General features: G+C 54.3%; 24 protein-coding genes and 1 pseudogene. 17 read left to right on the top strand and 8 right to left on the bottom strand.

Features of this window, described 5'->3' with window-relative positions; translation table 11 throughout:
- On the top strand, positions 1–260 hold a 260-nt coding region (locus tag BSG09_RS17800), incomplete at its 5' end, for a PadR family transcriptional regulator (RefSeq protein WP_092935554.1).
- A 926-nt stretch (positions 261–1,186) separates the two neighbouring features.
- On the opposite strand, the gene BSG09_RS17790 is transcribed toward BSG09_RS17800, so the two are convergent.
- Positions 1,187–1,834 carry a hypothetical protein gene (locus tag BSG09_RS17790; protein ID WP_092935550.1) on the bottom strand — a complete coding sequence of 216 codons (648 nt, stop codon included), beginning with the start codon at positions 1,832–1,834 and terminating at the stop codon, positions 1,187–1,189.
- A 972-nt stretch (positions 1,835–2,806) separates the two neighbouring features.
- On the opposite strand from BSG09_RS17790, the gene BSG09_RS17780 reads away from it, so the two are divergent.
- The gene (locus BSG09_RS17780) at positions 2,807–3,703 is read left to right on the top strand and encodes a DNA-binding protein (protein WP_092935546.1); all 897 of its coding nucleotides are present in this window, start codon (positions 2,807–2,809) and stop codon (positions 3,701–3,703) included.
- A 243-nt stretch (positions 3,704–3,946) separates the two neighbouring features.
- Here the strand turns inward: BSG09_RS17780 and BSG09_RS17770 are convergent, their stop codons facing one another.
- Entirely contained in the window at positions 3,947–4,930 is a 984-nt protein-coding gene (locus BSG09_RS17770; protein ID WP_092935542.1) for a tyrosine--tRNA ligase, read from the bottom strand.
- Between the two features lie 5 nt (positions 4,931–4,935).
- Positions 4,936–5,250 (bottom strand): hypothetical protein, encoded by a 315-nt coding sequence (locus tag BSG09_RS17765; RefSeq protein ID WP_092935540.1) that lies wholly within the window; start codon positions 5,248–5,250, stop codon positions 4,936–4,938.
- Between the two features lie 505 nt (positions 5,251–5,755).
- Here BSG09_RS17765 and BSG09_RS21875 point away from each other — a divergent pair.
- From BSG09_RS21875 to BSG09_RS17725, 8 genes are all read left to right on the top strand, one after another.
- On the top strand, positions 5,756–5,893 hold the full coding sequence (locus BSG09_RS21875; RefSeq protein ID WP_463508873.1) for a DUF7563 family protein: 138 nt from the start codon (positions 5,756–5,758) through the stop codon (positions 5,891–5,893).
- An 85-nt stretch (positions 5,894–5,978) separates the two neighbouring features.
- The gene (locus tag BSG09_RS17755) at positions 5,979–6,863 is read left to right on the top strand and encodes a biosurfactant protein 1 (RefSeq protein WP_092935539.1); all 885 of its coding nucleotides are present in this window, start codon (positions 5,979–5,981) and stop codon (positions 6,861–6,863) included.
- Positions 6,864–6,997: 134 nt separating this feature from the next.
- Positions 6,998–7,435: a DUF5518 domain-containing protein gene (locus BSG09_RS17750; protein WP_092935537.1), complete on the top strand. Its 438-nt coding sequence runs from the start codon at positions 6,998–7,000 to the stop codon at positions 7,433–7,435.
- A gap of 1,250 nt (positions 7,436–8,685) precedes the next feature.
- A complete protein-coding gene (locus BSG09_RS17740; protein WP_092935533.1) occupies positions 8,686–9,186 on the top strand; it encodes a hypothetical protein in 501 nt (166 codons plus the stop codon).
- A gap of 6 nt (positions 9,187–9,192) precedes the next feature.
- Positions 9,193–9,558: a DUF7568 family protein gene (locus tag BSG09_RS17735; protein ID WP_092935480.1), complete on the top strand. Its 366-nt coding sequence runs from the start codon at positions 9,193–9,195 to the stop codon at positions 9,556–9,558.
- 253 nt (positions 9,559–9,811) lie between these two features.
- Positions 9,812–9,934, top strand: a complete 123-nt coding sequence (locus BSG09_RS21640) for a hypothetical protein (protein ID WP_262488537.1) — start codon at positions 9,812–9,814, stop codon at positions 9,932–9,934.
- A gap of 11 nt (positions 9,935–9,945) precedes the next feature.
- Complete coding sequence (locus tag BSG09_RS17730) at positions 9,946–10,608, top strand: hypothetical protein (RefSeq protein WP_092935479.1); 663 nt, start codon at positions 9,946–9,948, stop codon at positions 10,606–10,608.
- Between the two features lie 48 nt (positions 10,609–10,656).
- Entirely contained in the window at positions 10,657–10,884 is a 228-nt protein-coding gene (locus BSG09_RS17725) for a hypothetical protein (RefSeq protein WP_092935478.1), read from the top strand.
- Between the two features lie 91 nt (positions 10,885–10,975).
- On the opposite strand, the gene BSG09_RS17720 is transcribed toward BSG09_RS17725, so the two are convergent.
- The 3 genes from BSG09_RS17720 to BSG09_RS20395 all read right to left on the bottom strand — a co-directional run bounded on the left by BSG09_RS17720 (position 10,976) and on the right by BSG09_RS20395 (position 13,702).
- Positions 10,976–11,950 carry a hypothetical protein gene (locus tag BSG09_RS17720; protein WP_092935477.1) on the bottom strand — a complete coding sequence of 325 codons (975 nt, stop codon included), beginning with the start codon at positions 11,948–11,950 and terminating at the stop codon, positions 10,976–10,978.
- A gap of 434 nt (positions 11,951–12,384) precedes the next feature.
- A complete protein-coding gene (locus BSG09_RS17715) occupies positions 12,385–13,329 on the bottom strand; it encodes a M48 family metalloprotease (RefSeq protein WP_092935475.1) in 945 nt (314 codons plus the stop codon).
- A 139-nt stretch (positions 13,330–13,468) separates the two neighbouring features.
- Positions 13,469–13,702, bottom strand: coding sequence for a hypothetical protein (locus BSG09_RS20395; protein ID WP_139246260.1), 234 nt, complete (start codon positions 13,700–13,702; stop codon positions 13,469–13,471).
- A 116-nt stretch (positions 13,703–13,818) separates the two neighbouring features.
- Here BSG09_RS20395 and BSG09_RS17710 point away from each other — a divergent pair.
- From BSG09_RS17710 to BSG09_RS17690, 6 genes and pseudogenes are all read left to right on the top strand, one after another.
- Positions 13,819–14,109, top strand: a pseudogene (locus BSG09_RS17710) (hypothetical protein); the annotation flags it as partial.
- A 168-nt stretch (positions 14,110–14,277) separates the two neighbouring features.
- Positions 14,278–14,670, top strand: coding sequence for a hypothetical protein (locus BSG09_RS17705; protein WP_092935473.1), 393 nt, complete (start codon positions 14,278–14,280; stop codon positions 14,668–14,670).
- Between the two features lie 173 nt (positions 14,671–14,843).
- Positions 14,844–14,996 carry a hypothetical protein gene (locus BSG09_RS20985; RefSeq protein ID WP_175542250.1) on the top strand — a complete coding sequence of 51 codons (153 nt, stop codon included), beginning with the start codon at positions 14,844–14,846 and terminating at the stop codon, positions 14,994–14,996.
- 79 nt (positions 14,997–15,075) lie between these two features.
- The gene (locus BSG09_RS17700) at positions 15,076–15,327 is read left to right on the top strand and encodes an AbrB/MazE/SpoVT family DNA-binding domain-containing protein (protein ID WP_092935471.1); all 252 of its coding nucleotides are present in this window, start codon (positions 15,076–15,078) and stop codon (positions 15,325–15,327) included.
- Positions 15,328–15,762 (top strand): PIN domain-containing protein, encoded by a 435-nt coding sequence (locus tag BSG09_RS17695; protein ID WP_092935469.1) that lies wholly within the window; start codon positions 15,328–15,330, stop codon positions 15,760–15,762.
- Between the two features lie 186 nt (positions 15,763–15,948).
- Positions 15,949–16,884: an ArdC-like ssDNA-binding domain-containing protein gene (locus BSG09_RS17690; protein WP_092935467.1), complete on the top strand. Its 936-nt coding sequence runs from the start codon at positions 15,949–15,951 to the stop codon at positions 16,882–16,884.
- A gap of 50 nt (positions 16,885–16,934) precedes the next feature.
- On the opposite strand, the gene BSG09_RS17685 is transcribed toward BSG09_RS17690, so the two are convergent.
- Entirely contained in the window at positions 16,935–17,468 is a 534-nt protein-coding gene (locus BSG09_RS17685) for a hypothetical protein (RefSeq protein WP_092935465.1), read from the bottom strand.
- Complete coding sequence (locus BSG09_RS17680; protein WP_092935462.1) at positions 17,465–17,995, bottom strand: DUF7437 domain-containing protein; 531 nt, start codon at positions 17,993–17,995, stop codon at positions 17,465–17,467. The genes BSG09_RS17685 and BSG09_RS17680 overlap by 4 nt, the downstream gene beginning before the upstream one ends.
- Positions 17,996–18,104: 109 nt before the next feature.
- Here BSG09_RS17680 and BSG09_RS17675 point away from each other — a divergent pair, with 109 nt between their 5' ends.
- The gene (locus BSG09_RS17675) at positions 18,105–19,811 is read left to right on the top strand and encodes a hypothetical protein (RefSeq protein ID WP_092935556.1); all 1,707 of its coding nucleotides are present in this window, start codon (positions 18,105–18,107) and stop codon (positions 19,809–19,811) included.
- The last annotated feature ends 49 nt before the right edge of the window (positions 19,812–19,860 follow it).

Genomic DNA, 19,860 nt, shown 5'->3' with positions numbered 1-19,860 from the left:
CAGGATTCCAACGAGACCTGCTGTACGTGATCGCAGGCGCTGACCAGCCATCTGGACAGGATGTCAAAGACGAGATCGAGCAGTACTACAGTTCAGAGATCAATCATGGTCGGCTATACCCGAATCTCGATACGGTCGTGAATAAGGAACTCGTCGAGAAAGGACAACTCGACAGGCGCACGAACTACTACGCAATTACAGACGAGGGAGAGCAAGCGATCGAGGATCGTTATGAGTGGGAATCCCAGTACATCGACTAATCGAAATCGGCAGCGATCTGGATTCTTGCTTTGCCCTCCCGAATCGGTAAGTACAGGCCAAGCACATATCGCTCAGTGAAATTTGGGGTTGGTGAGTCAGTTCATTTGTCTATCATAGGAGCGTCGAAACTTCGGGTACATACGAACCCAGATAATCACAAGAACAACACATATGAACATCCAGCTTGGGTCAGTCCATAGGTCAAAGAGATACGTCAGCGGCGATTGGCCGCGTATAAAAGCAATCGATACACCAACACCGACAACCCCTACGGCAGACAAAACAATGAACAGGAGTGTATCTCGAATAAATGACGGCTCCATACCACCTTGTTTGAATTCATATCTAATAACTTCATTGTCGTTCAATAAACAGTCAAAGTGATCAGATTTCTCTATTTACCTGGGGTCGTCGATATGCTTGAACTGCTTTTCCGAGACTCACGATACCGAGTAGAACGAAGGCGAGCGTCAGTGTCGTGATTCCTTGGTTTAGGTAGAAGGCTAACGCTTCGAAGAGTGCGAGAATACCGACGGCGGGTAGCAAATAGTAGAAAGCGTTTAGCCGACCACGGATAACGAGAATCCCGCCAAGTGTGAGAATCCCAAATAATGCCGTCAACATTGATGCATCCATTCCCCATTGAGTGACGGAATACAGGGATCCTACACTACCAACTAGGAAGAATCCCCACCCACCGACTCGTTCACGCCAAGTCTGTATACCCATATTCCACCACATCAATGTCATTGACAAATAATTTCTGGTGTGATTTACACACGTAGCTACCGGTAAGTACAGGTGAGATACCTACTGCTCAATATTGTCTGCTGACTGTCTACTTGGCAATCCAACCGCAGTAGTAAAAAGGGGTAGACGTGCATGGTGTCGTTTGCCCGACGCATTTGTGTGGGCAACTTCGGCTCTACTTGTTCGTTCCCTGCATTACGAGGCGTGCCGTCACAAGGTCCCGTTCTGAGGCCCTGAGGAATCCCCTCGTGAAGCCCGCACCGAACATCGCGTCGACGAGAGCATCGCCTTTCTCGGGTGCCTTCTCACGGTTCACAACAGTGGCGAAGCGAAAGGTGTGGGAATTCCCTGTCGCGGCGTCAAACATCAGATGCCACCGGTACCGTCTCGCTGACCGGTCAGTTCCCAAGTAAAGGTTCGAATCGGCGTTGCCATCGTCAGCCGGAACAACGTCCCCAGAGTGAGAGACAAGAGAACCCGAGTTCCAGCCGTGTTCGACCGTCAGGGAGGCAGTTTTCCACCCGTTCCTCGCCTCATAGTTCGATCCTGGGATAAGTTGATACCTGGTAACGAGGGCGTAGCGATCTGTCGATTCGAGGTCGAGAACCGACGCGGATTGTCGAACGGTACCGTACGTCTTGTTTCCCGCCGTCGTCGTGTCGGTGGCCACAACGGGGCTGTTCCGTTGACCTGTCGAAGGTACTGGCTCCTCGGCGTACGTGGCTGGTGGAATGGAGGGCTTGTCGGCAAACCCGGCTTTGGCTCCGAGGACGCCGACGACCCCGGCGCTGGCGACCAGTCCGAGAAGCGTGCGACGCTGCATCGTTCCGAGGGAATCTCTCTGAGATTGAATATCTGTTGATAATACTGACAGATGAACGCTTACGTATCAAATAGCCCCGATTGTCCGACACGCTCAATATGCATCTGTAGTGTGCGGATGGGTCACTGAAACAGCTGTGAAGGAGTAGGTCTCGGTAAGTGGCTTGCAACCATCGCTTTCGATAATAGGGTGAAAGCCCCTGGCGCGCTCGAGTCCCGCGCCTGGCGAGACGCACGCGTCTCGCCGCCCGTCGCTCGTTTCACTCGCGAAGACCTCGCTGCGCTCCTCACAGGTTGCGGTGCTTGCGTCGGCGGGGTTCCTCGAGCGCGCCAGCCCCTTTCAGCCCCACCCACGTGGACTGATTGGGATGCTGTTGCGTTGGTTGCCCCGCTCTTGGTATTCGGCCCGCCCCGCTCGCCGCGTGCCGCCCTCCGCGTCGCACACGGCTCACTCCGTTCGCCGTTTCGCGACCGACCATTCCGGGCTGCGGTTCGCTCCTGACGTCGCTCACCGTTCCGGGCTAAAGTGAATCTGGTCTCGACGCCAGCATTAAGCGCGTTTTCGGTTGCGCCCCTCGCGGGCTTTCGCGTTCCAGCGCTTGGTGCCGCCTGCGCTGTCGCGCGCTACACTGCGGCGCGCGTTCTCGACGACAGTCGCGCTGGACACGGACCCGCAGTCCGGGCCGGACACGAGAAACGGCTTAAAGCTGGCCGCTCGCTTCGGGCGGGTCGCCGAGGCGCTCACACCGTTCGCGCCTCGAGTCCTGCCTCGCTGCGCTCGGCAGGACGCCGCGCGGTGCTGGTTGGAACACCGCATTCAGGCGCGCTCTCGCTCGCGCCCAGATGAGCGCTCGCGAAGGCGCGAGCGCGAGCGCGCAGATGGATCTAGTCGGTCGGTGTTGTCGGAAAACCGCGATGTCACAGCATCGCGGTGGCAGGCGCGTGAACGCCTTCGGAACTAGGTTGAGTTCCAATGTCTAGTAACAACTCGAGTAGCAAGGTCGTTACGGTCGATGAACAGGCACTCAAACAGGCGGACGAGCAGGCGGTCGATGAAGACGGCTTCCCGGTCGTCGACGAGACGCCGGAATTCGAGGCAACAGTCGAGCAAGAGGTCCAAGCAAAGGTGGATGCGAACCACCCAGACGGCATCGTCGATACGAGCGACGACCGGATTCATGGCGCGACCCTCGAGCAGGAAGAGCGCATTCGAGCACGAGAGGATGAACTCGAGCGGATCAGTGCCCAGGCCGAGATGGGGCCGCAGGAGGGCCGTGAGAGACGGACGCGAACGATCGCTGCGAACCAGAACAGAGCGCGGCGTGTGGAATTCCAGAAACGGGCAGCGAGCGTGGATCCAATGGCGGACCCGGAGCGGGCGGATCCCCGGACAGAACTCTCTCGAGAACAGTTAGCGGCCGTGAACAAGCAGTCGATGCGACTTGCGAAGGAATTGGATGGCTGGTCTCGAGCGGCGATCAGCCGGCGGTTGAGTGAAGCCGTCGTCGGTGGCCAAGACCTGACGAGTGCGGTTGTCACCGTGTTCGAGGAACTGCAGACGGCGCCCGGACACGTGATCCCCATTGGAAAACTCGAGGAGGTTTCTCGAAAAGAGGTGAGCATCGAAGGGCGTGTCGAAACCCTGTGGGATCCCTCCCATCCAAGCATCGCACAGGTCGGGCTCATCGCAGACGACAGTGGACAGACACGCGTGACGATCTGGAAGTCATCAGACGCGCCGTGGATCGAGGAAGGCGAGCAAGTGCGCATTCACAAGGCTGCCCGGAACTGGCACGAGGGCCGTGTTTCACTGGCCGTGACTGGCTGGACGACGATCCACTTCCCGGAGCGCGGCCGCTGGTGGGAATAGCCAGGCCTGAGCCCCTTTTTTTGCTGGTGTGAACGCAGTCACCGCCACCTCCCACCACCTCCACGGTCCGGGCTGCTCACGGCCGGTGGCCGTTTCGCTGCCGGGCTTTCGCCACAGGGTAAATCTGCTCCACCGTTGCCGCTGCCTAGTAGTAGTTAGTAACACGACTTCTTTATTCAAAAATATGCCTGAAACTGAGTCGGGCAATTCGATAACTACATCTGCGAAGTGAGCGACTTCGACTTATTCGTTCGTAAGGTCGCGTAGTTTTTCGCGACCCGGAGCGATCAGTTCATCGAGATAGCCAGCAACTGTCTCTTTTGCGTCTTCTGGGTGAAGCTCTCCAGATTCGAGCGCCGCCGTGAGGTCATCGTAGCGCTCATAGGTCCGATTCCCGCCGTACTTCTCGGGCCGTCTCACGGTCACCGACTCGAACCGCGGAAACACGTAGTACTCGAACAACTGGAGGACGGGGTTCTCACGATCGCCTTCAGGATCATGGGTTGGAGGACAAAACGCCGACTTGATCTTTCGCTCGAGGTCCGCGGTAGAGTCTTCCATCGAGATTGTCGTTCCCTCGCTCGAAGACATCTTGCCCTCGCCAGTTTCGAGATTAGCAAGGATGGGTGTATGCAAACACGGTCGCGCCTTGTAGCCCAGTTCTGGTAGTTTTTCCCGAGCGAGCATGTGTACTTTCCGCTGGTCAGTTCCGCCAACAGCGAGGTCAATGCCGAGGAACTCGAAATCGAGGACCTGCATCAATGGGTACACGGTATGGCTGACCGTTGCAGTTTCGCCGCTTTGGAGTTCAGCGACCGCTCGCTGGGCGCGGTTGAGCGTCGTTGAAACACCGAGTTCATGCAGATCAAGCGAGTAGTATGTTTCAAGTTGGAAGTCGGACCCGTAGACGTATTCGGTCTTGTCCTCGTCGAGACCGTATGCGACGAACTGTGCCTTCATTCGTTCCGCCATCTCGTGAATCTCCTCGAAACTGCCCTTGCCATTGAGATGTGCGTGAACGTCTGCAAGCAGGACAACGACATCCATTCCCGCTTCCTGTAAGTCAATGAGTTTGTTCGCCGTTAGGAGGTGGCCGAGATGGAGGACACCGGACGGTTCGTAGCCGACATAGACTCGTTTGTCCGCTGGATCATTGGCAAGTTCACGTACCTCTTGCTCGGTGACAACTTCTACCGTATTCCGCGTGAGTAACTCGTATGTATTCATATGGATCACAACTCCTCTAGCTCAGAAATCTTCATATCTCTCAACTCATCAATCACTGCCGTCAGCTCATTGTTCACCGTCTCGACGAATTCTTCGGCACGATTCGTCGTCGTTGCACCTGCTGAACACGGCTCGATGAGTTCTTCTTCCTCGAGAACGCGCAGCGAGTACCGAACCTTGTGATGAGGGAGACCAGTACGGGTAGATAATTCAATGATTCCAATCGGTTCAAATTGCCAAACGAGTAAGAGTACCTCTAAATGCCGATCGAGAAAATCGACCTCTTTCTCGAGACGGCTAATTGTGGTTTGCTTGACCATACCTCTATATCCTATTCACCGAGGACACATAAATTAGTTTAAGGTATGATATGATGCCTGTAATACTAAATGCTATTCTACCACATGGTATTCGAGCCGACAGGTATACATCCTGTACTACTCGCGAGTTTCATAAAGAGTCCTGAATAAAGGAACCATACTACGATCTACTTCGAGATAGGTTTCTTTGCCCCACGAGCAGGCGAGGGGCAATCGGAGTTACTCATTGCCCTTCGTGAACATCATGACTTTCAGAGAAGTTTACGAGACAACATTCGACGAAGACGTCCAGACCAACTCGAGCGCCAGTCCGTGTCCCAACTGCAACGGACGGGTGACCACCAACGCAGTCGAAACTCGTTGTGAGAACTGTGGACTCCTTATTGTGCCACGACACTACCAGACTCAGAAAAGAGTCAATCCCACTTAGATAGAATGCTATTTAGAAAAACCACACAAGTATTGGAACAAGATATTTACTGGAGTAATAACATAGGTTTGGATAATGCCAGAATGTGATGGCTGTGGTTCTCATGTCACCGAGAACTACTACCGGGTTTTCTCCGTTGATGATGATCTGCCAGCGTGTATCCATTGTGCCAGCAACCGAGAAGCTCGAGAAGCAGGGCTCCGCGAGCAATAGCGTCTAAGTGAACTTATTCCCAAGATCTTCTCTACCGGACTGGAACCTGATCAAGACGTGAGGCAATACAACCCACTATCCACTAATGACTGACCGAGATTCTGACTTTGAGGAGCTTCGTCCGACCGGCGAAGCGTCGCATATCCCAGACGAGACACTCAGCGAGTGTACTGACAGTGAGCCTGATCGACAGCGAGTTGCGACGGCGACGACTGGATACCCAGACACTCCAACGGAAACGGATACCGAGTGTCGGTCCTGTGGCGCACCGATCCCAACTGATCAGACCAAATGCCTGTTCTGTCTCACCAACCATCTCGAGGACTGCTCTGATGAGACAGACGCACCAGCAACAGAGTGGACACTCCTCGGCGTCGTCCACATGCTTGTCGAGTCGTCGACGTTCTACGGCGCCATCGCGAAAGGCGCGGCCGCTGCGACACTCCTTGCCTCGAGTGCGACGGAATCAACGGTCGACGACTGCACGATCATCTACGATCTCGAGGACGAGCCTGCAGCCCAATTGGCCGATCGGTGGCCTGTACTACCCGCTGCAGTACGGATCTCATCCACTGACGGTGAGCAGCTTTTCGCAGCGGCCCATGATCGAACAGCGTGGACTGACCAATCAGCGGTGGATAGCGACTGCGAACCAACAACCTATCTCTACGACGAGGGTGGGTCCGGCATTCGCGATGAGCAGCGACTCACGACGCTGCTCGACAACGCGAGTGATGATGCGTGGCTAGTTCCTGCAATTGCCCTCCAGCAGGCACCTCAAGAACGTGAACCTGAGCATCAAGATAGTGGCATTCCGACCAAAGAACGCCTCGAGTGTCACCAGTGCGGATGTACAACCGATCATCGATTCAGCGAGCATGAATCCGTTCCCGACGAAACCTGGACCGGCCACGCAATCTGGGAGTGCCAGGTCTGCGGGACGCCGCGCTATGGGCCGAGCCCAGAATGAAAGTGAGGCGTGAAATCGCGGTAAGTACAGGGCGTGTCTTGTTTGCAGAGAGACGCGACAAAGGATGGCACAATAGAATATTCTGTAAGGGGAGTTATTATAATCATACAACAACAAGCATCGATTGAAATACTATGCCTGAAGTTGGTCCTCCTCTACAGTCCGGAATGATCCAATGGAAGTACGCTCTCATCGGTGGGTTGTGCTCTCTTCCATTCACCACCTTCAGTTACTGGCAAACAGGATCCGAACTATCGCTTGGAGCGGTGTTTTTCGGTGGTATTCTTGCCGGCTATCTGATCGGGCGTGTGAACGGTGAAATTAGTGGAGTCGGGATTCGGGTTGGGATTATTGGCGGACTTCCAGTATTATGGGTTATTTTCGATCTTCTTACAGCCACATTCCGCTTGGCCGGTCCAGGATGGTTTGTGGCGAGCGCGATCGGTGCCACGATTGTGTTCGCAGTCCTCGGATTCGGAATTTCAGCGCTTATCGGTGAAGTTGGAGTACGGGTTGGGCGTTGGCTGGCCGGTAACCAACATGACCAATCGACTACTGTGGGAAATAGTTGAGGCGGCGGAGTTCAAGCAACACCATCCGTTGACATCAGTCAAGAGATGTTGGGGTGCATGAAAATCAACTATACCTATCAGATTATGTTTATCTGCGCCGCGATCGGCTGAGGCGCATTCAATGGACCCACGCAACACACCAAGATACAGACTGCATCGTGCACTCAGCCAACTCAACCATCTCGAGGGCGATCAGCTGACTGACGCAGACAGAGAACGAATCGAGACAGCAACGGCGCTCTTGGAGGAAGTGAGTCTTCTCACTCGACCAGAGCGTGGTGAATCTACTGATACCCACAGTAACTCCTAACCAAGCGGGTCATAGAATCGGCCACGGACCCATTTGACGCTGTAGTGAACGGTCAGTACAGGGTATACAGATACCGAGTTACCTGACTTCTAACAGGCGGAGAATCAGCGAGAGGTTATCACACGATACCGAGATAAATGACTAATAACGACCCGAGGATGCCGAGAATCCCTGCTATAATCCCAAGTTGTTCCTTCTGTTGTTTAGTCATATTTGACCCTTTTCGGTGTGATTGCATAAATGTGCGGTGACTAACATCTGTTCAATAAGCATACGCAGTTACCGGTTAGTACAGCACGAAGAGTTAGTGATCAGTACGGCGTAACGATTACTATGTAGGCGGCATACGCAGAACTACAAACATGACTAATAGAGTGAACGAGTATCTGCGGAAACGGCCTTTTCTTGGTACAGTGGTTTTTCTACTGATGTTTGTCAGTGGCAGTATCATGTGGATCGCGATAGTGCAGCCGTCTCGTCCGCTATTCTCAATTCTATCTGATGGGGGAGTCTGGTTTACTATTGGCCTACTCGCAGCGCCCTCTGGTCTGGTATATATTATCGTTTCAAAGCGGACTCACTCGCGGACCTGATTGAGGAGAGACCTTCCAGTCAATACGCACATCTACTTGCTAGCTGCTTCAATTAAAATTTGGTTGAAACAAACCACTTGCGAGTCTGTCTGTGATATGCTCCCTAACCAGCAACTCCACTCGAGGCAGAGGTCCAAGTTTCCAAAGGCACCCGTGGTCTTTTCGAAGCTATCGACGAGTCAAGCGACCTGACGACTGCTGTCGATGCTACTACCGGTCCGGATCGCGCTCTACTCCATGAGACAGACGTGTTACACCGTGATTTTGTGCGCCGATAATGGCTGCCGGCGCACTGAGTAAGAACAGACGAGTACTGACCAGAGCGTCGGCACAGTGAGGTATTCCAGATGCATATGATCATTTATTCGCTGGTAGAGGCATCGACAGCAGACGAGGCACTGTCAACCGGAAAGACCGTGTTCGACCGACTGGTTGGCGCAGAGCCGCATTCCTGTGCGGTGTTCGACTACTATGTCACCTTCGACGAAGAGGAGACGACAGTGGCTGGAAAAGCACGGTGGGGTGACCTGCCGACAGCTGCACCCGTTACGTCCGACGAAGGTGAAGAACTCCTCGAGCGAGCCTGGGAGACTACGACGGAAACGTTCCAACGAAATCTGAATCGGGTGAAGCAAGCACTCGAGGAACGCAGCGACGACGAGATCATGCACGATGGGGGCCTCGCTCGGCACGCTTTCCAGCAAGTCGGTGCCTCCTGTGGCCCGTCGATCTGCTTGTATGATCAACACGCGACAGGCATTCGCCATCGCGGACACCTCGATCGCCTCCTCGAGGAGACTGACGAGAACAAGACATGCTGGATCGTGCCGGCAGATGTCCATTTCTGAGTAATCATGCCCCGAATCACGAACTGGACCCGAGAGAGTCGAACACCTACGCTGGCATATCGAAACACGGAGACTGGAGCGCGAGCCGTCCTGCATCGTGCCCCGGACTCCTACGCGTACAAGTGGCGGGCAGCGATCCTCGTCGATGGCTATCCGGTGTGGTCACGAGGCTTCGAGTCAAAAGAAGCGACCAGCGTTCGGGATGCACTTCGGAACCGACCAGCCCCCGAACTCGCGTGTCCGGAGTGTCCAAACGACGACGTCATCGTCGGCCAGAAATCTGCCACTGGTGCGAAGGTCCAGCGATGGTTCGACTGTCCTGACTGTGGCTACGAAGCCCCCTCGAAAATCGTCTATGGCGCAGAACGCTAGCAGCAGGTGAGAGCGCAAGCCATCTATAGAAGTGCAAGGCAGGTGCCTCGGGGCTTGACCCCGAGGTGATTCACCAAGTTCGTAGCGTCATACGGCATACAAGGCGTATTTCAGTGTAAATTGGAGAGGATGTGTTTGGCATGAAATACTATAGGGCAAGCCACGATCCCCTCGCCCTGTTCAGCCTAGAGAAAACGGTATCTGACTGTGCGAAAGGTATAATTGTCTAAGCAGGGAATTTAGAGGTAAGAAGATGGCCCTGAAGGACATTCCCACTGTAGATGAACTGGCCGAAACGACTGGCCAGTCTAAGGAACAACTTCTGAAGGACCGCGAGGCAGCAGCGAAGATGTCGAGCGACTCTGAAGACGAGTAGCGGTAGATCAAATGGGCAACTGTGGTTCGACGAATACGGTAGACCAGTTACTGGGCCATACAAAAGGGCCGGCAGAGCCGGTTACTGATCGTGATTTGGCGCGAGCGCGATCATCTGCCTATATTGTTCACGGAAACTTCCACGAGCTGGCTCAGATGTGTGACAACATTTCAACCACAGGAACGGTCATCGTTGAGCAAGGAGCTGATGAAACAGATGTGGAAAATGAGGTCTACCGACGTGTACACAATTATGTTTCATCGCTGTACTCCTATAACGAACAGATTCGCTCAATCCTAAACAAGCGCTTAAACCAGCATATCAGGAAGGGACAGTTCCTCCCAGCACGAGATGACAAGGCTGCACCAGACTATGCTCGCCGGGGTACGTTTCTCTGGGGACTACGGAACGATTTCCAACATGGCGACTACTGGTGCCTCAAGGTCAAATATGAGGGGACACAAGATGGAAGTGATTGCTATCAATTGTACTTCCAGAAACAAGACTTTGAAGCAACGCCAAAAGGCGATCTCGATAGCGCTGGCGACTACTTAGCGCATGCTCCGGATGAGGATCAGCGATATCCACTTCCGTACATCGGTGACTTTCATCGGAACCTATTCAGCGAATTTGAGAACGCGTTCGAAGAGTGGTGTAGCAAAAACCGAGCCTGAGTTTGCGACTCGTTTTTCGTGCCTCGACAGGGGTAGAGGCAACATCCAATGAGCAACACGCCAGAGCACTCTCAAGACTCGAGCGAACTCTCACCAGCACAGCGGCTCGAGGCACCAAACACACGACTGATTGATGCCAGCATCGCGACGATCAACGATATGGAGACGCTTCGAGCCTGCATCGCCTACGAAAACCAGCACCAACAACGTGTTCCGATCCTCCGCCTGCTCGAGAAGCGGGCTATCGAAGTCCGCTCACAGGACGACGATGACTAACTCGATACTGCCAGTGTCAGATTGCAGGACGACCGGGAGGAATCTTGCCAATTCCTTGCCCTGTACGTGATGACGTGAAAGCCGTCACCAGTCATCGCTGTACTTCTGTCCCTGCTCGGAAACTCGTGAGGTCGTCGATACGCTCTTCGAGTGCTTCGATTTCCTGTTGCAGTTCCTCGACTTCTGTCTCCTCGCTGGCGGCAAGCCGGTCCTTCAAGCCCTGGAGGCGCGACTCCTTGACGTCGTCATCGACCTCCGCCTTGCGAACGTACTCGCTCTCATCGATTTCGTAGACATCGGACTCGGTGAGCGTCGTCACCTCAAGGGCGTCGTCGACCTTCTGGCGATCAACACTCATCACACGCTCACGGTCGATCCCTTCTGCCTCGAGCATCGAGAGGACGTCCTCATCGTCTTTGAGCGAGCGGTTACGGCGACTCGTGCGCTGGACGGAACCGTACTGACCGGCAACAGGACGGTCGTGATGGAGGCGTGAGAGAAGCACATCGGCGACCTCCTGGCGAAAGTCGTTGGCGTCACGCTGGACATCCGACAGCAGCGTGTAGAGGTTTACGAGGGTGGCCGTCTCCAACTCAGGCAGGTCAGTTACGTCGTGGCGCTCGAGTGCATCGATCAGTAGCAGCGCATCCGAGTAGATATTTAGGCCGTCTGGTTCAGTGCGGTCATCGTCGGTATCTGGTTCATGTGCTGTGTCGGCCAGTTGGGTCGTCGTCGGCCCGTCTGTCTCGGCAATCACACCCGCGTCCTCGTCGATCTCGAACCGGGGATGAACGCTCAACACCGCTGGATACGGGTCAGCATCTGGCGGCAGCCGGTCGAGATCGAACCCATCGTGCGCGGTCTGTATCTGATGATACAGCGACTCGAACTGATCGCGTTGGAGCGGGCGCTTCTCGCTGGACTCGTCGAACTGAACGATAATGCGGTGTTCCTGGATATCTGTGATGTGGATGTGGGAGTGCGACAATGGTGTGATCAGTGTCGCGTCCGCCGGCAGCTCATCCAGATGCTCGAGAAGCGTGTGCCAACTGACGCTGAATGGCATACACGGAAGTTACGCGCTGTCCTGACTAAACCTTGTTCTCGACGGGTAGCAGAGAACTCTCTCACTGGTTTGATCCACCGACTGCTGCGGTGAATTGGCCGGTAAGTAGGTGTACAACTATATTCGTTTCACACACCAAAACACTATACTCAAACACGAGAAAGATTCTATATGGTAGCTGACACACTGACCGCACTTTCCCAACGCAATGAGGCTTTCTGGATAGGCCTAGGCTTACTGTTCACAGGCGCCCTCGTTTCCTCATTCGTCCAGATTAGCAATCCGCCAGTTGGAGAGATACTTGGAATACTCGGTGTGACTGTTCTCGCGGTCAGACTTCTTGTAGGCCTCTATAAGATACTCCGAACGTCGGTCAAAGCAGGACGAACGGGGTATCAAGAAAGTAAACAAAATAACTGATATAGCGCTTCTCTTTACTGTTCACGCTCGAGGTCTGAGAGCGTCTTGATTCGCTCATCGGTTGGTGGATGTGTTCCAAAGAGGTAGCGTTTGAGTCGGTGTGTCCACGTCACGAGCCACCAATACGACGGTTCAGTGTCGCCGTCCGGCCCGAGCATGACTTTCGCTGGCTCGTCGGGCTCGAGTGGCAGCACTGAAAGCGACGAGATGCCGGAGGCCTCACGCAGATCTTGAGTCGGTGTGTCGGCTATTTCCTCGTCGAGTTGTCGGAGGACAGTCGCAAGCACAGCAGGTGATCCGAGCAGCTCCGCAGCCGCCCGATCCGCTGCTTGTTCTCTGGCTCGAGACAAGCGAGCCGTGAGTGTTCGCCCGACAACCCACACGCTGGTCGAAACACATGCAAGTGGCACAGTCTCGATCCCAATCGATCCATGATCGTCTGTCTGTGTGATCCGCGATCGCAAGCCATCGGCGAGCACAACAGGAAGCGACGCAACCGTCATTACCATCGCGTCTCGGTTTTTGACGTGTGCGAGTTCATGTGCAATCACTGCCGCCAGTTCATCCTGTCCGTCCAGCGCATCGATCGTCCCAAGAGAGAGCACCAGATGCATGTTTTCCGGTCGAAATCCGACAACCAGCGCTTCAGGTGTCTCGCGGTCTGAGATAGCAATCGTTGGGACAGGGACATCGAGTTGGGCAGCAACTCGCGTCACTATTTGATACAATTCCGGTGCTGTCTCCCGATCCACCGGATAGGCATCTGCACGTCGTTCAATCGTTTCGAGCTGCCTATACTCGAGATAGCCGATCGTCACAAGCGTTGCAACAGTAACAATGCCCGCGATCTGAGTGGCATGCGCACTTTCAAAAAAGACGAGGACACCGTAGAAGACAACCCACACTCCCACAAGAAATCCAACTGTGACAAGAGCGAGTCCAAGAAGGACAGCGACCATCCGTAATTGAAGAGTGGCTGGTCTGGAGAACATTATGGCTGAATTTTGAGCGATTATTCAAAGAGTTTATCATGTCAGTGGTTGGTGAGGGTGTACGCCTTCTTTATTCGTAGCGAAACTGGAACGCTCGATTCGGTAACTACACTTGTTCATACACTGATTCAATCGCGCTTATTCCACCAAGAATTATTGCGCCGAATATTAGTTCATTTTGACTGCCAGACAACGCTAAAAAGAGCGCAACTCCTCCTAAGCCAATTATTCCGACTTGAAGAAAATTGTCTGACATCCCAGATATAGTGGCAAACAAATGACCCAAAAAGACCAAACAGACGCCACCAATCATCACCATACCAGATGTTTCAATTCCCATATATAGTGCATATACAAAGAGAATCCCGGATAGAATGCTAACTGTTGCGGATACAATCAATTGTCTTGACAGACCCATATGTTGTTATGTATGGGTATTCCACTATCAAAACACCACTTCTGAACTCGTCGAACATGGCGCATCTCGAGCAACCGCTGTTCCTGCTCGGCCACGGCGTTGAAGATCCTGCCACCGGCATTCACGGTGACGAAGAGTATCTCTACGTCGTCGAACTGCCAACGCGAACCCCATTCGATGAACCGGCAGAATGGACCGTCAAGGTGAGCGACCACGCCGGCTTTCCGCGGTGGGATGGGCCGACAGACGAGGCGTTCGAGCAAGCCTCGTGGCAGTTTCATGGACCGCTGGAAACTGCTCTCAAGGCGTTGCAAGTCGAGTCCGTGTAACGACCTCGGTTCAGATCCTGTTGCCAACAGCGAGGGGTTCAACAACGGTGAGAACACCAGTATCAGTGTTCCCGGAATTTAACCTCTCGACTGGCCAAGCTATATCCACCACGTGTTTCGGTCACACAATTTTTCAAATAGATACCACGTACAGATACTAGCCCACGCATGAATGAACAACGAAATCGTCAACTGAGTGCCATCGTTGGTACGTTTCTTGTCCTCATCGCCGGTGGTGTCGTCCTACTTGTTGAGAATCTGCTTAAAACACCACTCCTACTCAGCCAGGTAACGTTGCTAGGACTAGCAGGCATCTTCGATATCGTGGCAGCGACCGACACGCGACTAACTGACCGCTGGGCATGGTATCAATGGAGCGGCCTTGGAAACATCCTTCTCGGACTGTCACTCCCACTCGGATTCGTGGGAAGTGAAAACAGTCTCTTTTTCGTTCTAGTGGCCGCCATCGGTGGACTTTCGCTAGCGGCAATGGGTATTGACATGCTCGTCTATCATGGACAGTATACCCGTAGTGAAAGACTCGATCGAAATAGCACATAAAGTGAACGACCACTCCAGCTTGCTTCGGTAGGGCGGTCCAACGGACACCGTGTTCGAGCAAGCATCCTGACAGTTCAATAACCTGCTCCCGAGACGCTGTCGATTGAGTCTGCGGGACGACTGTCAATTCAGATCACCAGCAGGTTTTGCGAACAGCCCTGTAACCGTGCACTATGAGCCACACCACTGACGACTTCGCCAAATTCATGGCCGGTGATCCAGAGGACAACGAAGACGTTCCCCTCGGTGATGCGTTACAGGAACTGGCTATCGACATTGAGGTTGATGCTGTCGAAGAGGTCCGTGACGTCCGCGAACGGCCATGAAACTGCTGTATATAGGATATATCTCTGTGTAGTGTGGCGACACACTAGGTTTTTCAGGACCACTCTCATAGTGATAGATATGAGTAGTGAGCGGATCGACGCCGAAAGCAAGGTGTCAGGAAATCAAGCGAACATCCCGGCTCGGATTCGGCGTGAACTCGATATCGACGACGGGGATCAGCTTCGGTGGTATATCGAAGATGATGGGAGCATTCGCGTTCAGGTCATCCAACAGCAAACAGGCACGTTCACCGATTTCGATGGCTACGAGGGAGAGACGGCCACTAACGTCACGACCGATCATGACGCTTGGGGCGTCGATGTGAAGTAAATGCCACGCGCTCTCATCGATACAACGGTCCTCTTCGCAGCAGCATACCGACGAGACAGTTCCCACGAAGCCGCGCTCCCGATACTCCATGGCATCGACAGTGGGTCCCTTCCAGAAGCAGTGGTCCTTGATTACGTCCTCGCAGAAACGCTCAACGGCCTCGTTACCCACGCGGGCCACGACGCAGCTGTCGACCTCCTCGACCGTATTGAGGAAAACGCTCGCTTCCATATCGACTCGCTCACTGCCAACGCCCTTGCGACGGGAAAAGCACTGTTCCGACAGCACGAACCACTGTCCTTTGTCGATAGCTGCATTATTGCGTATATGCAGACCGAGGGGCTCGGTTATCTGTATGCGTTCGACGATGACTTCGATGCAGCAGAGGATGTCTATCGACTTGACACAGCTACGAACCCCTACGATCCCGACTGACGCCGACGGGCGGTGATGAATTGCTACCAGTCACTGTCTTCAGAAGAAACGAGACGCCGGTGCCCACTGACTAACAACTCTCCAACTGCTCGAGTCTGGCGTATTTTTGAGACCCCCTGAGGGGTGGAGGTCTTCTCGAGTTCAGTTCGATTCGACTCGACTCGACTCGGGAAGCAGTAATCGAATATGGCTACGAGCAGCAGCTCCCGGGAAACGTTCGACGATTCGGACACCCGGCATGACGAGATGCACAGTACGATCGAAGCATGGATCCAGGACCTCGTCGACGAGGTCGATGACGCCGTCTCGAGCGAGCAGTTCAAACAGTGGTTAGACGTCCAGAGTCGCTTCCACGACTACTCCCACCGAAACACGCTGTTGATCAAACTCCAGTGTCCACACGCGACACGCGTTGCCGGCTACCGAACATGGCAAAACGAGTTTGACCGGCACGTGAAGGAAGGAGAGACAGCGATCTGGATCTGGGCACCGATCATTGCAAAGCAGTGCCCCAACTGTGGGAACTCCCCGTCGTACCACGAGCGCAGTGACTGTGAATACGATGAAACCCTTCCGGACAGCTGGGAAAAAGGACTCGTGGGCTTTCGGCCAGCACCCGTCTTCGATATCTCACAGACTGACGGCGAGCCACTGCCCGACCTCGAGACCGAAGCAAAGGGACAGGCTGACGAGTTGGTTCCCGCACTCCTTGAGGCAGCAGATCCCCTCGAGGTGGACGGAGAGGTCGTGCCACCCCAGGACTGGTCGCATGGGAGTGCCAAGAGAATCTGTGAGTACCGCCCTCAAGAGCAGCCACGCGTCGCCGTCCGTGATCGTGAGAACGACGCTGACCTCGCCGTCACGCTCGTTCACGAGTACGCGCATGCGCTGTTACACAGTGGCGTCGACGACGAGGCTGAGCGATCGAAACGTGAGCTCGAGGCTGAAGCGGTCGGTTACATCGTTGGGCGGTACTTCGAGTTGGATACCAGTGGATCAGCGTTCTACCTTGCCGCGTGGCACGGAGACGAGCCGGAGACGATCTTCGACCGGCTTGAGCGGATCAGTTCGACCGCCCAAGAGGTCATCGATATCGTCAGTGAGGTGGTCGACGATGAGTGATCGACCGCTTCTTCTCGAGATTTGGTTCTTGATTTGTGAGTAGTAGTCAACTAGTCATCAATAAACTCAGCTGCAGTTATCTGTTCTAGATACGACTCACTCGCATACCAGTATTCAATCTGATCTGGGAAGCCGTATTCAGGAAGCAAGGTTTCTGCAGCACGTCCAGCAGGCTTGTCTGTTGTCAACAATATCACCTTCTCAGCTTCACCGCTATCAAGAAGTTGAGCTGCAAGACCAACAAGCGCTGTATCCGTTTTTTCAATACTGTCTTCGGGTCGATTTGTCTCATTCGCGATAAACCGTCTCGAAGCGTCCATAATTCCAGAAACGAGTGGATTTGCGTACTCGAGTTCTTCAGCTACGAGAATCCATCCTTCCTCGATACCTTCTTGCCATGGAATCTGGTTTGAGGAATAAGACACATCATTCGGCTTCCCACCTAATTCGAGATGCACTCGTCGAGGAATGAGCAGTTCGACATCTGCCTGTCGGACTGCACGGCGCAATCGCTGATATTTGTCAGCGTTTGGGCCACCACACCGGACAAAAACACCAGTATCTGCGATATATTCAATCTTCATTCGTCACGGTATTCAAGGACGACCGATTCGAGTGCCTGGAGAATAATTTCAGCTTCCAGCGGAGAGATGTCAACTTCACGGGCCATAATTCGATGGTTGACCGTTCCGTCGATGTACTCATGAGCATACTCAAGAGCCGTCGCAAGGCCATCGACTCCGTGACGATCAAGATAAACATCGATATCCTTGTCTGCTTCACGACGACCGACTGCGTCGACGAGTTCTGCTGTGATCGTTCGTTCTTCACCGTCTGTCGTAAGCGTGATTGAGAGTGGTTCCGCTGCAAATTCGTACGGCCGCTCTTTACGTGCTTTTGTTATCAAACCCGCATCCTCGAGTCGACCGACATAATCATAGGCAGTCCCCTGTGGGATATCAAGTTCAGAGATGAGATCCTCGACAGTCGCACCCTCAGTTCGCAACACATGAGTGTAAATTCGAGCGAGCGTTGGATTTTCTAAAAGGTCAACGAGCGTCCGAAGTTGCTGAATTGGTGGTGTCTCACCCGGTGTCGTAGATTGAGACATCGTATTATGAGTTATGCATAGTTCGTAATAACACTTCCGCAGGTCGCTTTTCGTTTGAGAGTATCCGACAGCCCGGTGCGGTTTCTGTGGTGCCACATGGGTGGACACCATGACAGATCATCCGACGCTCTCGGAGTTCGCCACGAACGAAGCGACTGACTCGAGGCCGGCCAGTCAGCCATCGGCTGACGAGACCGTGACGATGACCGCTGACGAGCGGGTTGCAACGTATCTCATCGAAGACCAGATGGCGGATCTCACAGACGCGATCCGTGAAGCGGTCCAAAACGGCATCGACAGTCCTGGGTCATCCCGTGTGTTGGTCAGCATCTCGCCCGAGCGGTCGCTCATCCTCGATGACGGTGCTGGTGTCGACCTCGAGTCGACCGAAGGGCGGCGAAACCTCTCAGTGCTGGGTGCAGGAAGCAAGCAACGAGCAGACGACGAGACAATCGGCGAGTGGGGCATCGGCAAGGGTGCGATCATCGCGAAGGGTGCCGTTCGTATCTGGAGTCACGATACCGCATTGTGTTTCGACTACCGAGATCGACGCGACTCTGGACCGTGGGCAGACGTCAGTGGGCGCGATGGCCAACTCGTGGACGCTGACCATCACCTCGAGGGGATGCTCGTCGAGATCGATCACTACAAAGACGAGGTTCCCGATTCAGATAGCTACCGCTGGCGGCGCTACGTTCGTGATCTTCGCAAGCGCTTCGCGTACGTGCAGTCGCGAACCAGCGTCTCGATCGTAATCAACGGCGAGTCGGTCGACAACGGCGATCCACTCGAGGCAGTGGCGGACTCGCCACACCCATCACTCACACGCGAAACTGAGGATGCAATCCTCGCACTCGAATACACACCCCACGAGGGACTCGATATCTACAGCAACGGTCTGTACGTGACGACGAAACGCGAGTACGGACTCGGTGGTGTGGTCGTCTCGAAAGGGAATCTGACGCTGAACTTTGCCCGAAACGACATCCAGTCGGGCTGTGACCGCTGGCAGCGGATCGACAGCGCACTTGAGCAGGCACGTGACGATCTATATGCTGAGGTCTCGGACGATCGGCTAACTGCCGAGAGTCGGGAAGTGATGATCGAAGCGATGGCGTCCGAGTCATCGGACGAGCAGTGGGCAGATCGCAAGCTATTCCAGCTGGCAACCGAGTCCCGAATCAGCCTCGAGGAGATCCAGGCGGCCCCGAAAATTGGGTGGGTCGACGGAGCCCAGAAAGGCGCGGACAAACTCGTCGAACGTGGTTACGTCGTCCTCGATACGAGTGATGCGGCAACCCAGCGGCTTCGCGACCTTGCCACCGACGAGGACACATCGATAACGATGCCAAAGACGTTTGATGTTGGCGAGCAAGCAGAGTCAGAAGGTGTCTGGACGGGCTATCATCGCATCGAGGACGAATCGCAGTTGAACGCTGATCAGCGGCGCTATCTCCGCTTCGCTCGAGTGTTAGCAAGCGAGCTTGGGATTGAACGAGATGTGTACTACGGCGAGGCAAGTGCCGATGCCTGGACCGACGGCAGGACGTACATTGTGATCACCGACTCCGCCGTGACGAGCCGCCAGCGTGCAGTCTGGATGCACGACCTGTATCTCGTGATATTACACGAGGCAGCCCACGAGACCTCAAGTCAGGATCGTCCCTCGCACGGGCATCACTTTGAGAGCACGTATCGGTCGCTCGTGGAGGATCCTGGTAATCGACGTTCGTTCGCGAAACTTGTCCAGCAGGTCGTCGACGAGGGGTTTCAGTCCATGTTCAAGAAATATGAGGCCACACTGAGATTCGAGTGATCAACAACAACCGAGGTCGTCTTGAGGGGCAATTTTATTTAGCTGTGGG

It is taken from the genome of Natrinema hispanicum, assembly GCF_900111485.1.
GTDB lineage: Archaea > Halobacteriota > Halobacteria > Halobacteriales > Natrialbaceae > Natrinema > Natrinema hispanicum_A.
Note: the sequence above shows the minus strand (reverse complement) of the source record. Positions and strands in the feature narration are given on the sequence as shown.

What these genes read in the sequence shown, in the direction of transcription:
- BSG09_RS17790 (WP_092935550.1), bottom strand. Translation starts at nt 1,834, where the DNA reads ATGCAGCGTCGCACGCTTCTCGGACTGGTCGCCAGCGCCGGGGTCGTC.
- BSG09_RS17780 (WP_092935546.1), top strand. Translation starts at nt 2,807, where the DNA reads ATGTCTAGTAACAACTCGAGTAGCAAGGTCGTTACGGTCGATGAACAG.
- BSG09_RS17770 (WP_092935542.1), bottom strand. Translation starts at nt 4,930, where the DNA reads ATGAATACATACGAGTTACTCACGCGGAATACGGTAGAAGTTGTCACC.
- BSG09_RS17765 (WP_092935540.1), bottom strand. Translation starts at nt 5,250, where the DNA reads ATGGTCAAGCAAACCACAATTAGCCGTCTCGAGAAAGAGGTCGATTTT.
- BSG09_RS21875 (WP_463508873.1), top strand. Translation starts at nt 5,756, where the DNA reads ATGCCAGAATGTGATGGCTGTGGTTCTCATGTCACCGAGAACTACTAC.
- BSG09_RS17755 (WP_092935539.1), top strand. Translation starts at nt 5,979, where the DNA reads ATGACTGACCGAGATTCTGACTTTGAGGAGCTTCGTCCGACCGGCGAA.
- BSG09_RS17750 (WP_092935537.1), top strand. Translation starts at nt 6,998, where the DNA reads ATGCCTGAAGTTGGTCCTCCTCTACAGTCCGGAATGATCCAATGGAAG.
- BSG09_RS17740 (WP_092935533.1), top strand. Translation starts at nt 8,686, where the DNA reads ATGCATATGATCATTTATTCGCTGGTAGAGGCATCGACAGCAGACGAG.
- BSG09_RS17735 (WP_092935480.1), top strand. Translation starts at nt 9,193, where the DNA reads ATGCCCCGAATCACGAACTGGACCCGAGAGAGTCGAACACCTACGCTG.
- BSG09_RS21640 (WP_262488537.1), top strand. Translation starts at nt 9,812, where the DNA reads ATGGCCCTGAAGGACATTCCCACTGTAGATGAACTGGCCGAAACGACT.
- BSG09_RS17730 (WP_092935479.1), top strand. Translation starts at nt 9,946, where the DNA reads ATGGGCAACTGTGGTTCGACGAATACGGTAGACCAGTTACTGGGCCAT.
- BSG09_RS17725 (WP_092935478.1), top strand. Translation starts at nt 10,657, where the DNA reads ATGAGCAACACGCCAGAGCACTCTCAAGACTCGAGCGAACTCTCACCA.
- BSG09_RS17720 (WP_092935477.1), bottom strand. Translation starts at nt 11,950, where the DNA reads ATGCCATTCAGCGTCAGTTGGCACACGCTTCTCGAGCATCTGGATGAG.
- BSG09_RS17715 (WP_092935475.1), bottom strand. Translation starts at nt 13,329, where the DNA reads ATGGTCGCTGTCCTTCTTGGACTCGCTCTTGTCACAGTTGGATTTCTT.
- BSG09_RS20395 (WP_139246260.1), bottom strand. Translation starts at nt 13,702, where the DNA reads ATGGGAATTGAAACATCTGGTATGGTGATGATTGGTGGCGTCTGTTTG.
- BSG09_RS17705 (WP_092935473.1), top strand. Translation starts at nt 14,278, where the DNA reads ATGAATGAACAACGAAATCGTCAACTGAGTGCCATCGTTGGTACGTTT.
- BSG09_RS20985 (WP_175542250.1), top strand. Translation starts at nt 14,844, where the DNA reads ATGAGCCACACCACTGACGACTTCGCCAAATTCATGGCCGGTGATCCA.
- BSG09_RS17700 (WP_092935471.1), top strand. Translation starts at nt 15,076, where the DNA reads ATGAGTAGTGAGCGGATCGACGCCGAAAGCAAGGTGTCAGGAAATCAA.
- BSG09_RS17695 (WP_092935469.1), top strand. Translation starts at nt 15,328, where the DNA reads ATGCCACGCGCTCTCATCGATACAACGGTCCTCTTCGCAGCAGCATAC.
- BSG09_RS17690 (WP_092935467.1), top strand. Translation starts at nt 15,949, where the DNA reads ATGGCTACGAGCAGCAGCTCCCGGGAAACGTTCGACGATTCGGACACC.
- BSG09_RS17685 (WP_092935465.1), bottom strand. Translation starts at nt 17,468, where the DNA reads ATGAAGATTGAATATATCGCAGATACTGGTGTTTTTGTCCGGTGTGGT.
- BSG09_RS17680 (WP_092935462.1), bottom strand. Translation starts at nt 17,995, where the DNA reads ATGTCTCAATCTACGACACCGGGTGAGACACCACCAATTCAGCAACTT.
- BSG09_RS17675 (WP_092935556.1), top strand. Translation starts at nt 18,105, where the DNA reads ATGACAGATCATCCGACGCTCTCGGAGTTCGCCACGAACGAAGCGACT.